Here is a 15,278-nt window from a genome sequence, read left to right on the forward strand (position 1 = left end):
AATTAATGAAAAAATTATTAATGAGCTTATTAACCTTAACTATTTCACAGCAGGTTATGGCTGAAAGTGCATTAACAGAAATCAAGGTCAGCGACGATATTCTGTACTTTGCGACATCAGAAGAACAGACGGCTACGGTTAGCTGTGTGCAGCCAGAGAACACCGGCACCTGGGCGGTGTCGATGAATTCATCTACCGGCAAAAATGCCTATACCGCATTAATGACGGCGGCGGCCACCGGGCAAAAAATTACCGTTGTTTCGGCCAATGACTGTGCCGATAAAAGCGGTTTCGAACGTCCGGCCAGTATTGCTGTTAGCAGCAACTAATCGCTGCTTTATCGAATAATAAATGAAATTTGAGGAATAAAATGAAAAAGTTAACTGTATTATTTATCGGTTTGTTAAGCCTGGTATCAACGGCTCAGGCGGCTGAAGTGTTATGTAAAAATGCCCATGTCGACACCATCACGGTAGAAGGTAACCGGGACACCAGCACCAACCTGATCAGCCAAAGCCTGTTGATCAGCTTTAAAAATGCCAGCACAGGTGCTTTTGATAACTGTGGCGGCGCTTTCGACCGTTATGTTTATTTAAAGGCTGATCAAGTTAATACTGGTGTTTTTAATGCCATGGTATCTATCGCTTTTATGGCCAAAGCCAATAACTACGAAGTGGAATATATGATCAAGCCGACCAAAGACATTTACAGTGCAACCGAGCTGGCATATCTGCAAATTGTTGAGAATTCGGCTTTACCCGTGATTACTCCCTAACCTTTAATTTGCTTTTGGGCGTGTAACGCCTGCCGATAAAAATAACACCAGGTTTTAGTTAATGCTGACAAGCTCTAAATTCCCCTTCTTATGCGCTGGATGGCTGTTGCTGTTCAGTACCTTTAGCCAGGCCAATACCGAAGAGTATGTGCCTGTGGTGGTTCACTATATTATGGATGAAATAGAGCCTGAGGCGGCAGGCACTATTACCCTGCCGGATATTAGCAATACCGGTGAATATACCGTTAGCTGGACGCTGGAACAGCCGGGTGAATATTATGTACTTGAAGCTTTGACGGCTGATAGCGGCAATAATCACTGGCAGCAGGTTTTTAGCGGAGATGCTACCAGCTGGAGCGTTTCACAAGCCGACAACGGCCGCTATAAATACCAGGTAAAAGCCTGTGACAGCAACGGCTGTGGCAATTACCTGGAATCGGCTTATGTCACGGTTGAATTGCCGCCGAGTGAGCCAAGCAATGTTATTGCCGAACAAGTCGGTAATGAAAACAGTGTTCGTTGGACAGCGTCGACGCTGGCAAGCAACAGCATAGCTAAGTCGGCTTTAAAACCAGCCGCCATGGCGAGCACTCAAGTGGCGAAAACGGCCCAAACACAAACCCAGACAAGTGAAATCATCACTTATTTGCTTGAACAAAGCATTAATGGTGACAACTACCAGCCGTTAGAGCAAACCACGGCCACCAGTTTTAGTCATACCGTTACCGAAAATGAAACCCGCCGTTACCGGGTGAGTGCCTGTGATCAGGACCTATGTAGTAAACCTTCGGCGCAGTCAAATGCGGTCGGCGGTTTTGCCGGCACTAACCGTTTTACAGGTAGTGCCAGCGGAAATCAGGTGAATTTTACTTGGGATGAAGTTACCGGCGCCACCAGCTACCTGATCCAGGTGCAATATAACGGCGGCGAATGGCTGATCGTGGCCTTTACCGAGGAGCTTTATTATTTATACGACCTGCCCGGAGAAGGACAATATAACTTCCGGGTGCGGGCTTGTGATGCGCTGACTTGCTACGAAGGCTCTGCCCAGCAGTATGCAGTGACCATAAACAGTTCGGCGCAATGCCGACAATTTGCTGATCAGTTCCAGATTTACAGCGACAATGGCAATTATTACCTGGTAAGTCCGGATCCCACCCCGGCGATTGAATTTATTCCCGGTACCTTATTAATTCCGGTGCGTAAAGATAACGAGTTGCGCATGGGGTTATGGCAAATATCTCCCCTGCAATCGCCGGCGGAACACTGGCAACTGACCAGCATCAGCAAAGCCGAGTTTAAACAGGCAGGGGCTGCCAGCGGCGGCCTGTATATGTCGTGTCAGCCAGGTGAGTCATCATCGGCAATTTTAAGCTATCGCAATGTGGATGGCAGCGACAGTTTTTCGGTGCAGGCCGAGATGTCAAATGGCGTGGTGCCGACCTTAACCATGCTGGACTCTGTGGTTCGTCCTTCCCGCCCGGTGGCTCTTCTTGAAGGTACCACCATCACCCTGAATTGGGACAGCATCCCTGAAAATACCGACTTGGTAGAAATTTATGTCAGTTACGGCGGTAGCCGCTGGGTGGATGTGACCAACTCATTGCAGCGGGTTGGCTCAGGCAATGAGCAGGCAGTGTTTACCGACCTGGAGGAAGGTAGCCGGATATTCAAAATCCGCGCCTGTGATCTCAATCGGGCATGTACTGAGTTTTCTGAGTTATCGAATGAAACCGTTATTGGCTCAGCTCCCGTGGTTTACCGGGACAGTGAAGGCAACCTATATTTATGGTTCCCTTCCCGCTCAGCCAATGCTTACTATAAGTTAAGTGAAGGCAGCAATGGCTGGCAGGCCGAGTATTTAACCGCGCAAGAATGGAATACTCTGGATCCGGTTAATAGCTTTGAAGATAGCGGTTATCAGTTCGAATTCGGTGATTTTGCCGGTAATGAATTAATAGATTTCCGTATTTTTGATGACGGTATCTTGAATATCATTATTGAACAAAAAAGCCAGATACTTAATATCCGTACCGAATTAATGGGAGCCCCGGCTAGTTAATAAAAGTCATCGCTATTGATATCGGGCAACCCTTGAGCTATCCTGATTTGGCTACTACCACTGCATTTGCCGGTGTGTACGTAGGGCTTTTTTGTGCGGTGAGGATAATAGTGCCGGGCAAAATATCGATCATGGAAAACAGTGGCTTGTAGACAGAATCACTCAGCTGGTAGCTGTGTTTGCCATAGAAATCTGCGCCTATGTCATCATGAGCAATCATTACCATTTAGTGCTTAGAGTGAATCAGCATCAGGCAAGGCAATGGCAACTCCGGGAGGTGGCTTTACGCTGAATGCAGCTTTTTAAAGGGCACCCTTTGGTTGACCGTTATTTATCTGAGGCTGAAATCACTTTTATCTGAGGCTGAAATCACTCAGGCAGAAACGGATAAAGCGCTGGAGCTGATTGAGACATGGCGGCTAAGGTTATTTGAATTGGGCTGCTTTATGCGTTGTTTGAATGAACATATAGCGATACAGGCGAATAAGGAAGACAACTGCAAAGGCCGCTTTTATTCGTCACCATCCCTGGTACTCCCCCTTCGGGCCAGCTAAAGCTGTTCTAATTTTTTCCTGAAAAATTAGTGGGAAGGGCGTTTTAAATCTCAGGCTTTATTGGATGATACTGCTTTGTTGGCCTGTATGGCGTATGTTGATTTGAATCCGGTACGGGCTGCAATAGCAGATACCCCGGAAGCCTCAGATTTCACCAGCATCCAAAAAAGGATCAAGGTGCTGGCTACGGCGGGAAAAGAGCAAGACCTGCCCCCCCGGTATACTCTCTTTTACCGGTTACAAACCCCATGGTAAGCCGAGTCCTGGCCTGCCTTTTAAGCTATTTGATTATTTAAACCTGGTAGAATGGACCGGGCGTTGTGTCCGGGACGACAAACGTGGTTTTATTCCTGCTGACATTCAAACCTTGTTTGAACGCCTTAATATCAATGAGAAAGACTGGTTAATGGTGGTAAAAGACTTTAATCGGCACTTTATCAGTGCCGCAGGCAGTCCTGCTCAATTAAGCCGCTGGGCGGAAAGAAGCAAGCGAAAATGGTGCTGTACCCATAAGCCACTATACCTTTATGCCGACTCAAAAACTTGAGTCTAAAGCTGTAAACCATCACGGACGTTCATACTGTAATTGACAAGAAAAAAAGACCTTGTCATTTTGCTTTAACTGCAAAAGCGGTCTTTCATTAAAGGTGCAATCCAGCTACCAAAGGAGCGCAGCCACTTCAATATTCTTCACAACTCATAGCAGTAATCAAGGCGCAACCCCTGAGTGTACACAGCACCCAGAGGTCGCTAACCACAACGAACTTAACAGGAGTCCGCCATGGCTGAATATCATCATACGCCAGAGCCCGTCTCGGCAAAAGTAAAATATCCCATTTATCGGCAACTTACCGTGTTGGAAACCAGCTGCGAGTCGGCAGCGAAAACCCGGGGCATAGGCATTAATTATGTGCCGGTAAACCTGGAACCTTGCATTGTCCTTAGGGGGAAATGGCTCAGACAGGCTGGTTTTCTTGTCGGCCAGAAGATCAGTATTGCTGTCAACCGGGAGCAACTGCTCATTACGCCTAAACAGCTTTATGCAAAGCGGGCAGTTGAGGAATAGTTGTTAACCATTAAGGCTGTTGCTTGCTAAGCCGGATGCGGCAGCCTTATCGTAAATCAGCTTTTGAACAAGTCTCTAAGTGTTCTTCTCATACTTGTAAATTGAGTTAAAGGGTGGAGATCTTCTTCAATGTATTCAAACTTATGTCAAAATAGTTTTCTGTAATTGCTGTTCAATATATGATTTATTGCAATAAAACCTTCCACCATTGTTTTAATGTCTCTCGTCTCATTTCCCATATCAGCGAATAAGGAGTTTTGTTTGTTATATATTTTGTACTGATTGCGTCACTGTCGGGTCAGCCCAATCAAATTAAGGGCTAAAGGTAAGGAGAGCCTGAAATAACTCTGGTTTATGCGCTTTCGAATTTGATATCATGCCGACTAAAGGAGCTGTTGATTCAAGCTGAACAAATAATAGATATTAAAATTACAAAACATGGCATATCTTAAAATTGGTGAGTTTCAGTTAGATATAGAACGTTCGCGAATTATAAATAACGGAGAAACAATAGCTTTAGAGCCGAAAGTACTCGAAGTGCTTTTAGTGCTGGCGGAGCGGCCGGGAAGAGTGGTGCCAAAAGCTGAGATCATTGAAAAAGTGTGGGGTGATGTCGTTGTCGAGGCCAATGCTCTGCATAGATGTATCAGGCAGCTAAGAAAAGCCTTTAATGACAATGTTAAAGAGCAGTCCTATATAGAGACGCATCCCAGGAAGGGCTATAGCCTGGTAGCAGAGGTCAGTAAGGAAACGGATACCAAGGCTGACGAAAAGCAAAAGCTTGGAGCAAATTCAATCTCAGTAGCCCCGACAAACAAGACAGGCCGTTATTGGCTGTTACTTTTGATTTTGCTCGTGCCGATCGCAGTTTATTTTTTACCTAAAGAAACCGGTCATATTTATCAATTTAACAACTTAACGCCATTAACGGCTACTGACGCGGTTGAATCAAACTCAGTGTTTTCTCCTGATGGCAAGTATGTCACCTTTCTTAGAGACAACACCAATGGGGCTGACCATATTTGGTGGTTAAACATTGCGACTAAAGAAGAGTACAGACTCACTAAGGAGCCAGGAAACTATAGGAACTTGGCCTGGTCGCCTGATGGTGAACGTATTGCCTTTACCCATGTAATCGCTGATGAAAATAGCTACTGTATGCAAGTTGAAAGCTTATATGTGCCCCTGGCTATCAGCAGCCCGCAAGCAACGAGTATATTGGCTGAATGTGATGATAGTCATTACGAATCTCCTCAATGGCTAGATGACAAGCGATTCTTTGTAATACAACACGCAAATAAACAAAGCAGCGTGATATTGTTTAACTCTGAGTCAGGTAAGGGAAAGCGCATTTTCTCTGATACAAAGGCAAAAGTGCACGCTCTGGCTATGTCTCAAGCGGTTAAGAAACTGGCGATCACCATTCTTGCCGATCAACATAAGCCCAGAATTTTTATTTATAATATTGAAGACAAATCATCAGAGCCGCTATCTTTCAACATACCGCAAAAGTACAGCAACTTTTTCCATTGGCATCCTACTTGGGATCATGTGGGTGAGGGATTTGTCTTTTCAGTGGGACGCTACCTGCTCCATATGAATATGGCTGGAAACTTTACCGAGTTGCATTCATCCGATTCCCCAGACCTACGGTTAGCCGATGTGAGTAGCACAGGGAATAGTATTGTAATGACCATGGGCAAGGCCGACAGGGACATTTACATCCGCCCCTTATCCGATCGAAATGAAATATCCGCCAAAGTTGTCGGCAGGAGTATTGTTAAAGAGTTTGACGCAAAATTTAATCCAAAATCAGAAGAGGTCGCTTTTTTATCAGAAAGGAATGGAGTGACAAATGTTTGGGTAGAACAAGTAAATGGAACGAAGCAAGTTTCTAATATGCCCGAAGGCGTTGAACAGTTTGTATGGTCTCAATCCGGCAAAGAGATTTTGTTGTTTCATGGAGGAAAGTTAACAATAGTCTCTCTAAGCAATAAAGAGCAGGTTTCAAAACCTGTTGAGACAGATGTTAAAATTACCCGTATTTTCCAATGGTTTAATCAAACTCAATTATTATGCAGCACCTTTAACCAGGGTAAGCATCAATTGATAAGTTTGAATATAGAAAATGGTGGCTTTGAAACTTTATACGACGGACATGTTTATTGGGCACAATTGGATGAGGGAAAACTGGTTATATCGGATCAGAATGAGCAGATTTTTTCTGTAGATAATGCAGATGCGGTAAATATAACTATTGAAAAGGAATTAGCGCCTCAAGCGCCGTTTTTCCTACGTAAGGGGTATTTGTATTTACTCAGTAGCTCAAAAGAATTGTGGCGATATCATCTGGAATCAAAAGGTCTTGAGTATTTAACCCGCTTCTCACGTGGGGATACCTGGTTAAATGACGTGGACCACCAAAGTAAACGACTATTAACTTCAGAGATTCAAATCAGACAAACTGAATTAGTGTCGTTTCACAACTAAGCATCTTTACCGTCTTATCGATCTCAAACTCCACATACAAGTAATAAGCTAATCACAGACTTATTAGCCTGATTGGTAACAAGCGGTCTATTTTTTGGCTCGCTTACGTTATTTACCGTCCAAATCACGATTATTTTTTTAGTTTTCCCATCATTTAAAAATCAAATTTTATCGAGTAAATCGAGAATTATATACGCCATAAAATCATGGGTTTAGCTAAGCCATCAGAAAAAAATCAGAAATCAATCACCCATCCAACATGTCAAAATGCAGCAGCTATGTCAGTGTAATTGCATTAGCGACAGCAACTTGTAAAAGGAATATTAAAGCATATGAAAGTCACATAAAAGGTGTCAGTTTTAGCACAAAAAAGTTACATCTCCGTTCTTTTTGCATAGCATAGAAGCGATCGCTAGCCCTGCTAAATCGCTTACCATCACATAGTTTGGAATTAATTATATGAAGTCTCCACAGTTACTATTTCTCTTTGCACTTTGGCTGGTGCCTTTCTTCAGCTTGAGCGGTGAACCGATTGTTATAGGTGAAACCATCCGCATTGACTCAAAAGTTCTGAAGAAACAAGCCAGCATAAATATTACGCTGCCTGGTAGTTATCAGGCACTAACGAATAAACGATACCCGGTATTTTATAGCATCAGCTCTGATGAAGGTTATGCGGCAACTGCCGGTACTCTGCGAAATTTAAGTCATAATCGGGAATATCCAATGCCCGAAACCATTTTGGTTTCTCTGACCACAGAAACTGCAGTCAGTATTATCCAGCGTGGTGTCAAGAGTGAAGATTTCATCAATTTCCTCGAAATTGATGTTATTCCCTATATAGACAAGCACTATCGTAGTCAACCTTTTAGAATAGTATCGTCTGGTGCAAGGTTTGGTATGGCGCCGTTATATGGGCTTATCCATAAACCCGAACTGTTTCAGGCTTATATTACTATTAGTCCCTGGATAACAGATGAATCCGGCCTGTTAGGGGATTTTGAAGCCTTTTTGAAGGAGAATAACGACATCTCAGCCTTTTTATGGTTAAGTTCCGGCCGAGAGCTCAGAGAGGTGGAAAATTACAATAAATTGATAGCGCTTTTACAACAACATGCCCCAAAAATGCTGGATTGGAAAAGTGCAGAGTTCAATCAAAATACCAATATGTCACAAGGTTTGCTGAGCCTGCCAAACGCATTGGAGTCTTTATTTGCTGATATGTACCTGGCGCCAGAGTCACCAATAGTACGCGCAGGAGCCAAGTCAATAAAAAGCTATTACCAGCAACTCTCGGATAGTAAATACGGCTATGCAGTTTCTGCAGAAAGAGCGTTAAGTGCTCTTGGCTACGCAAAACTCAGAGAAGAAAAGGTCAAAGAGGCCATAGCAGTTTTTCAAATCAATCTGCAAGACTACCCTGATTCACCACATGTCTATACCGCTATGGCCTGGGCCTTTAAACTTGATGACAATCTGGCCGCCGCATTGCCGATGCAAAAAACCGCCTATGAGCTGGCATTGAAACAAAATAGCGCATACAAAGACTACTATAAGCAACTATTTACTGACATAGAAAATGCATTATCAGCCAAATGATAGTCAGTTGCCTGTATAGGTTGCTTTTCTTTTTGGCCGGAAGGTTAGTATTGTTGTTAAGTACTAAGGTTGTTGCTTGCCAAGCCGGATGCGGCAGCCTTATCGCACAGGATATAAACATGCGATAACGGGCATTTAAGATATCTACAGTAAAAACTTACGGGGAAAAGTTGAGATATAGAATTACAGGAGGATACAAAATGGCGCACCCTGCAGGAGTCGAACCTGCGACCTCTGCCTCCGGAGGGCAGCGCTCTATCCAGCTGAGCTAAGGGTGCATTCACTTTGGCTTTTCAGCGCGCAAATACTATAGCTTCTCGGCAAACTTGTCTAGCAAACTCGGTGAAAACTTTATTTTTTTTTATCAAGCGTTGAAAAATTATTCTATTTGTCTGTTTTACCTTGTTTGCTTTGAAAAAGCCGATCCGGGCTATTTGCATAAATCTAAAGCTAAGTACTTGATTAAAAAAGATGTACTTTCACTATTAACAGGCCTACAGTAAGCGCTATAATCTTTTTAGCTGATTCATATTAAGATATTCAAGTCGATGAAACCTGATCTCCTGCAAAATTTAACGGCTAAGTTTATGTTCGTTAAACTGTTTTTCTTGTTATTGGCGGGAGGCTTTACCTCCCTGGCATCTGCACAAAATGCTCCTGTATCGGCTCAGGGCTATGACAGTGAGGAAGTGTATGTCGAGCCTTACTTTAATGAAATCCGCCGCACCGGCAAGTTAGATTTTAAGCGTACTTTAAACCTGTCTTTTAAAAGCTCGGGTTATCTGACCCGGCTAACGGTTGATGAGGGGGATATCTTTAAAGCGGAGCAGTTACTGGCGGCGCTGGAAACCGATGAGCTTATCGAAGAGAAAAATGCCAGTTATGCCGAGTTATTGCAGGCGAAACGTGATGTCAGGCGTATTAAACAGCTGGCGGAGAAAAAGCTCACTTTTGAGCAGGAGCTCGACAGTGCCGAAACCCGGGTCGAAACCACCCGGGCAAGATATAAAGTAGCTTATTACAACCTGGAAAAAGCCCGAATCGCGGCGCCGTTTGACGGTGTGGTATTGGCGCGCCATACCGAACTGGGAGAGCTGCAGTCTCCCGGCACCCAAGTGCTGGAAGTGGCGGCATTAAAGAATAACTGGATTGCCAAGGTTGCCCTTACCGGCGCCGAAGTCAGCCGGGTGAGTGTCGGGCAAAAGGTCAGCGTGGTACTGGAGCGCCTGGGGGAAGTTGAGGGGGTGATCACTAAGGTGCCTGCCATCGCCAATACCCGGGGACAGTTGTTTATGATCGAGGTTTTGCTGCCTGAGCTTTCCCTGGCCAAAGGGGTTGCTGCCGGACAAATCGTCGAGGTGCTTATCCGCATTTCAGTCGGGCAATCGGTTTACCGCATCCCTATTGAGGCTTTGATTGCCGTCGATGATGCCGGCAAAGCCCTGGTGATGGTCAGCCCGGCTGAGCAAAGACAATTTGTCGAGCAGGCTTTTGATATTCTCTCCCTGGATAACAGCTATGTTTATCTGCTGGCCAATGAATTTGATCAGCCGCTTAATATCATCACCCGGGGCTGGCAACATCTCAGCGTCAGTGGCCGCTAAGTTATGAATTTACCTTTTGCCGCCATAAAAAACGCCCAGTTTACCTTTACCCTTGTCGTGCTTATGGTGCTGGTGGGGCTCGTGTCTTATTTTAATATGCCGCGCTCGGAAGATCCCCAGTTTGAAATTCCCATCACCTTGCTGGAAATCATTTATCCCGGCGCTTCCCCCAAGGATGTCGAAACCCTGGTGGTGGATCCGCTGGAAGAAGAGTTTTCCGATATTGAAAATATCAAAAAAATCGAATCTCAGATCAAAGACGGCGGCGCCCGTATCGAAGTGACTTTCCTGTACGGTACAGATGCCGATGCCGCCTTTAACAAAGTCAAAAGGGCGGTTTCTACCGTTAAGCCCAATTTGCCCGCCGGGGTGCAGGATGTCCTGGTTTTAAAAGCTACTCCCAACAGTGTCGCCGTGATGCAGCTGGCGCTGTGGAGCGAGCCGTTAGATTATAAAACCATGGAGTTTCATGCCAAGCAGCTGGAAAAAAGGCTGGAAGCCATTGCCACCGTGCGCAAGGCTGATATCTGGGGTTACCCCCAGCAAATCGTGGCGGTGGATATCAACCTTAATCTGCTCAAACATTACGGTATCAGTGTCACCGACATCAATAATATCCTCAAAGGCCGGGCGGTTAATATCACCCCGGGCTTTGTCGACGGCAACAGCCGGCGTTTTAATGTTAAAGCCAGCGGTAATTTTGAACAGTTGCAGCAGTTGTCCGATACCATAGTGTTGGCCAATGAAGACTTTGTCTTGCGCCTTAAAGATGTTGCCAACGTAAGCTTTGCCAGCCGCGAGCCCAGCTATCTGGCTTACTTCCAGCAAAAGCCGGTGATTTTTGTGACCCTGCAGCAAAGGGAAAATACCAATATTTTCAACCTTACCGAGCAGGTACGCAAAGAAGCGGAATTGTTCAGGCAGCAGTTGCCGGAAAATATGCACCTGGAAGTGATCTTCGAGCAGGCGGACAGTGTCAGCGCCCGGGTGGATGGCTTCTTTGACAACCTGTGGCAGGGGCTGTTGCTGGTGGGGCTGATGTCGCTGGTGTTTTTAGGCATCAGGGAATCTGTAGTGGTGATCACCGCCATTCCGCTATCTTTTCTGATCGCCATAGGTTTGCTTGATTTCAGCGGTTTCGGGCTGCAGCAAATGTCCATTGTCGGCATGATTATCGCCCTTGGCCTCTTGGTGGATAATGCCATAGTGGTCACGGAAAGCATCCACAGGGAAAAACGCAAGAACAGCAATTTGAGCCAGGCGGCTGCCACCGGCACCAGCCGGGTGGGCTGGGCGATCAGTAGCGGTACCATCACCACTATGCTGGCGTTTTTGCCTATGCTGATGCTGGCCAGCAATACCGGTGATTTTATCCGCTCTATGCCGGTGACTGTGGTGCTGGTGTTGCTGGCGTCCCTGGTGATCGCCCTGACCTTGACCCCTTTGCTGGCCAGCCGGTTTTTCTCCCTTAAGCCGGGAAAAATTAAAACGCTGCAGCATTACGCTAATATTTTTGCCGAGCGGGTTTATAGCAAAGGGCTGGCGGTGTTGATCCGTTACCGGTTATTGGTACTGGTGGTGGCGATTGCCTGTTTGGTAGGCATGCTGTCCCTGTTTGGCAAGGTCGGGGTCAGCCTGTTTCCAAGGGCGGAAAAAGCCATGGTCTTGCTTGATGTCGATACCCCGGCTAATTCCTCGCTCGAATATACCAACCGGGTGATGCAGGAGATGACCCAGGTGCTGGGCAATTATCCGCTGATCGATAAGGTGGCGTTAAATGTCGGCAACTCTAATCCGCGTATTTATTACAATGAGATCCCCAAGCGCGGGGTGGTGAAATTCGGCCAGGCACTGCTGATTTTGCATGAATACGATGAAGAAAAAGTGCAGCAGCTGGTGGCGGATTTGCGCCGTGAATTTTCCAGCTGGCACCAGGCCAGTATTACCGTGAAAGAATTTACCCAGGGGCCGGTGACGGATCAGGCCATTGCCGTGCGCCTGATGAGTGAATCCCTGGATGATTTAGAGCAGGTGGCGGGAGATTTAAGCGCCCATATGGCCTCCCTAAACGGCATTATTAACCTGGATAACCCGATAGGAGTGGCCAACACCGAGCTGGCGCTGACCCTGGATTATGACAAGGCAGGATTGGCGGGGATAGACATCAATACCCTGGACAATACCGTACAAACCATACTTTCCGGCGCTTTTGTCGGCCGTTTTAACGATGAAAACGGTGAAAACTACCCTATTGTTGTGCGCCGTACCAATCCGGATATCAACGGGCTGTCGGATGTGCATATTCAAAGCAGCAGCGGAGAGTTTATCCCCCTGAGCCAGATGGCGAGCCAGCAACTGCAAAAAGGCCACAGCGAGTTTTTCCATTATCAGAAATTGCGTATGGCCAAGGTTTCCGCCGATGCCGCCCAGGGCCATTCGGTGCATGAACTGACCTCCGAAGTGGTTGCTTATCTGGATAACTATCCTATGCCGGCGGGCATGTATTATACCCTGGGGGGTGAAGAAGAGTCCCGGCAGGAATCGTTTGCTGGTTTATCCCAGATCATGTTGATCACCGCCATCGGTATTTTTGCCGTGCTGGTATTGCAATTCCGGTCGTTTTTACAGCCGCTGATCATTTTCAGCTCCATCCCTTTTGCCATGGCGGGATCGGTGATCGGCCTGTATTTAACCGGCTTGTCTTTTTCCATGATGGCCTTTATCGGTTTGATCAGTTTGTTCGGTATCGTGGTTAACAATGCCATTATTTTAATCGACACCACCAACCGCAACCTGGCGGATGGCCTGGAAAAAAGCGCGGCGATATTAAGTGCCAGCGCCACCCGGTTTACGCCCATTTTATTAACCACCCTAACCACTATCGGCGGCTTGTTGCCGCTGACCCTGTTTGGCGGCGGTTTATGGCAACCGCTCGGGGTGGTGATTATTTCCGGTTTATGTGTCTCGGCCCTGTCCAGCTTTTTGCTGGTGCCGATTTTAACCCAGCTGTTTACCCGCTCACTTGCTGTGAGCAAAGCTGATTAGAGCAGTGATAAGAGAAGAATAATTATATTATGCAAACCGTAGGATTTTTTGGTTATTCCCTTGGCGCCGTGGCGTTTTTCGTTTTTTCCCTGTTGCTGGTTGCCGCCCGCAACCATACAGTGATCGCCCGCTGGATTTTATTCAGTACCCTAACCACTGTGGTTGCCAACCTGGTAGCGGCGGTGCAGGTCAAATCCGGCTTTAGCCTGCAATGGGTGATGCTGGCGGATGCGGTGAAAATTGCCAGCTGGTCGGTATTGATTTTAAGCTGTAATGTCGAAGTCAAATCCATCCGCGAGTTGCTGTTTAGTTTCCATGTCCGCCAGTATCTGGGGATCTGGAGTGTGCTGATGTTGGTGTGCGCCGTTGCCAATAACTGGCTGAACTACTCCTACGAATATCTGTTTTTATTGTTTGTGCTGCTTAATCTTTGGGTGCTGGTATTGCTGGAGCAGTTATATCGCAGCGCCGACCTCCAGGTGCGCTGGGCCATCTGGCCGCTGGTGATCGCTCTGGCGAGCATGGCGATTTTTGATTTTGTGCTTTATGCCCAGGCGACTATGGTGGAAGGCATAGATTTTGACTTCTGGTACAGCCGCGGTTTTATCAGCACTATGATGATGCCTTTGCTGCTGGTGACCACCCGGCGCATCAATAACGGTGCGGTAAGGGTGTTTGTCTCCCGCAATGTGGTGTTTTACAGCTCAATTTTAATGATCGCCGGTTTATACCTGTTGATGATGGCCTTTGCCGGTTATGTCATTAACTATATCGGCGGCGAATGGGGCACTTTGATCAGCATTATTTTCCTTATTCTCGGTGGTGTGGTGCTGGCGGTGCTGCTGATCACCGAATCGCTGCGCCGCAAGCTCAAGGTGTTTATCGCGAAAAACTTTTTTGCCAATAAGTATGAATACCGGGATGAGTGGCTTAATTTAATCGAAACCCTGGAAACCACCTCGGCGGAAAGCCATTACCAGATGGCGACCAGGATCATGATTTCTAAGCTGAACCTCGATGGCGGCGCGATAGTGAAAAGGGTGACGGATTTACAGTTCAAGGTGGAATATGCCGAAGGGTTAACCCTGGAGGATAACTTTAACCAGCAAATGGTGCTGCTGAGCCAGCATTGTCAGAGCCAGGGCTGGATTGTTGATATCCAGGAGTATGTTAAATCCCCCGGTCTCTATCCGGAATTGTCCCTGGATGTCGACTTATGGCTGGAGAAGAAGGTTGCTCTGGTGGTGCCTATTTTCATCGGCCGTGCTTTTTACGGCATGTTTATTTTATCGGGACATGAAGACGTTAAACCCCTGAACTGGGAAGACAGGGATCTGATGTTTGCCATTTCCAAGCAGCTGGGTAATTTTCTTTCCCTGCACGAGGCCAATGATAAACTGGCGGAGTCCAAACAGTTTGATGCCTTTAACCGTATGTCGGCATTTTTGGTGCATGACTTGAAAAATGTCCAGGCACAGCTGACGCTGATCACCACCAATGCGCAAAAGCACAGGCATAACCCGGCCTTTATCGACGATGTTTTTGAAACCGTGGAGTCAGCCAGCGAAAGGCTGGGCAAGGTATTGTCCCAGTTGCGCAATAAACAGCTGGTACAGTCCCAGAGCAAGGTGGTTGATATTGCCGCCCTTATCGATAAAGTGGTGCAGCAATGTAATGTCCGTGAGCCCAGGGTGCAGGTGGAACAAAGCCGGGAGTGCCTGATGCCCCTGGACGGTGAAACGTTTTATTCTATTCTCAATCACCTGATCCAGAATGCACAGGAAGCGACAAAATCCGACGGTTGGGTTAAAGTATCATTAGAGGCTGATGATAAACAGGCTAAAATCACTATAAGTGATAACGGTACCGGCATGTCGGAAGAGTTTATCAATAAGCGCTTATTTAAGCCCTTTGATACCACCAAAGGCAATGCCGGTATGGGCATCGGGGTGTTTGAAGCCCGGCAGTTTATACACAGCATTGCCGGTAAAATTGATGTGGCAAGTGAAGAAGGCCAGGGTACCGAGTTTTGCCTGACCTTGCCGATTAAATCGTTATAAAATGTGACACTTTTATCTTTAGG

The 15,278-nt window shown here is 46.5% G+C and carries 9 protein-coding genes and 1 tRNA gene; 9 read left to right on the forward strand and 1 reads right to left on the reverse strand.

Going from position 1 to position 15,278, the window contains the following annotated elements; genetic code table 11:
* Positions 1–5 precede the first annotated feature (5 nt).
* The 6 genes from QL234_RS26910 (at position 6) to QL234_RS26935 (ending at position 8,546) form a co-directional block, all read left to right on the forward strand.
* A complete protein-coding gene (locus QL234_RS26910) occupies positions 6–329 on the forward strand; it encodes a hypothetical protein (RefSeq protein ID WP_281560849.1) in 324 nt (107 codons plus the stop codon).
* Between the two features lie 41 nt (positions 330–370).
* Entirely contained in the window at positions 371–775 is a 405-nt protein-coding gene (locus tag QL234_RS26915) for a hypothetical protein (RefSeq protein ID WP_281560850.1), read from the forward strand.
* Positions 776–836: 61 nt separating this feature from the next.
* Positions 837–2,837, forward strand: coding sequence for a hypothetical protein (locus QL234_RS26920; protein WP_281560851.1), 2,001 nt, complete (start codon positions 837–839; stop codon positions 2,835–2,837).
* A 1,335-nt stretch (positions 2,838–4,172) separates the two neighbouring features.
* Positions 4,173–4,457, forward strand: a complete 285-nt coding sequence (locus QL234_RS26925; protein ID WP_281560852.1) for a SymE family type I addiction module toxin — start codon at positions 4,173–4,175, stop codon at positions 4,455–4,457.
* A 438-nt stretch (positions 4,458–4,895) separates the two neighbouring features.
* On the forward strand, positions 4,896–6,947 hold the full coding sequence (locus tag QL234_RS26930) for a winged helix-turn-helix domain-containing protein (protein ID WP_281560853.1): 2,052 nt from the start codon (positions 4,896–4,898) through the stop codon (positions 6,945–6,947).
* 459 nt (positions 6,948–7,406) lie between these two features.
* Complete coding sequence (locus QL234_RS26935; RefSeq protein ID WP_281560854.1) at positions 7,407–8,546, forward strand: alpha/beta hydrolase-fold protein; 1,140 nt, start codon at positions 7,407–7,409, stop codon at positions 8,544–8,546.
* A gap of 201 nt (positions 8,547–8,747) precedes the next feature.
* On the opposite strand, the gene QL234_RS26940 is transcribed toward QL234_RS26935, so the two are convergent.
* A tRNA-Arg gene (locus QL234_RS26940) sits at positions 8,748–8,824 on the reverse strand.
* A gap of 270 nt (positions 8,825–9,094) precedes the next feature.
* Between QL234_RS26940 and QL234_RS26945 the strand changes: the two genes are divergently transcribed.
* From QL234_RS26945 to prsK, 3 genes are read left to right on the forward strand one after another with little or no spacing between them, the layout of a single operon-like run.
* On the forward strand, positions 9,095–10,150 hold the full coding sequence (locus QL234_RS26945) for an efflux RND transporter periplasmic adaptor subunit (RefSeq protein ID WP_281560855.1): 1,056 nt from the start codon (positions 9,095–9,097) through the stop codon (positions 10,148–10,150).
* Positions 10,151–10,153: 3 nt separating this feature from the next.
* Entirely contained in the window at positions 10,154–13,195 is a 3,042-nt protein-coding gene (locus tag QL234_RS26950) for an efflux RND transporter permease subunit (RefSeq protein WP_281560856.1), read from the forward strand.
* Between the two features lie 29 nt (positions 13,196–13,224).
* Positions 13,225–15,255, forward strand: coding sequence for an XrtA/PEP-CTERM system histidine kinase PrsK (gene prsK / locus QL234_RS26955; protein WP_281560857.1), 2,031 nt, complete (start codon positions 13,225–13,227; stop codon positions 15,253–15,255).
* Positions 15,256–15,278: the final 23 nt, after the last annotated feature.

The sequence above is a fragment of the Thalassomonas sp. RHCl1 genome, from assembly GCF_947387555.1.
Lineage (GTDB): Bacteria > Pseudomonadota > Gammaproteobacteria > Enterobacterales > Alteromonadaceae > Thalassomonas.

Coding starts and splice junctions, on each gene's coding strand:
- QL234_RS26935 (WP_281560854.1), top strand. CDS start 7,407: ATGAAGTCTCCACAGTTACTATTTCTCTTTGCACTTTGGCTGGTGCCT.
- QL234_RS26925 (WP_281560852.1), top strand. CDS start 4,173: ATGGCTGAATATCATCATACGCCAGAGCCCGTCTCGGCAAAAGTAAAA.
- prsK (WP_281560857.1), top strand. CDS start 13,225: ATGCAAACCGTAGGATTTTTTGGTTATTCCCTTGGCGCCGTGGCGTTT.
- QL234_RS26950 (WP_281560856.1), top strand. CDS start 10,154: ATGAATTTACCTTTTGCCGCCATAAAAAACGCCCAGTTTACCTTTACC.
- QL234_RS26915 (WP_281560850.1), top strand. CDS start 371: ATGAAAAAGTTAACTGTATTATTTATCGGTTTGTTAAGCCTGGTATCA.
- QL234_RS26910 (WP_281560849.1), top strand. CDS start 6: ATGAAAAAATTATTAATGAGCTTATTAACCTTAACTATTTCACAGCAG.
- QL234_RS26920 (WP_281560851.1), top strand. CDS start 837: ATGCTGACAAGCTCTAAATTCCCCTTCTTATGCGCTGGATGGCTGTTG.
- QL234_RS26945 (WP_281560855.1), top strand. CDS start 9,095: ATGAAACCTGATCTCCTGCAAAATTTAACGGCTAAGTTTATGTTCGTT.
- QL234_RS26930 (WP_281560853.1), top strand. CDS start 4,896: ATGGCATATCTTAAAATTGGTGAGTTTCAGTTAGATATAGAACGTTCG.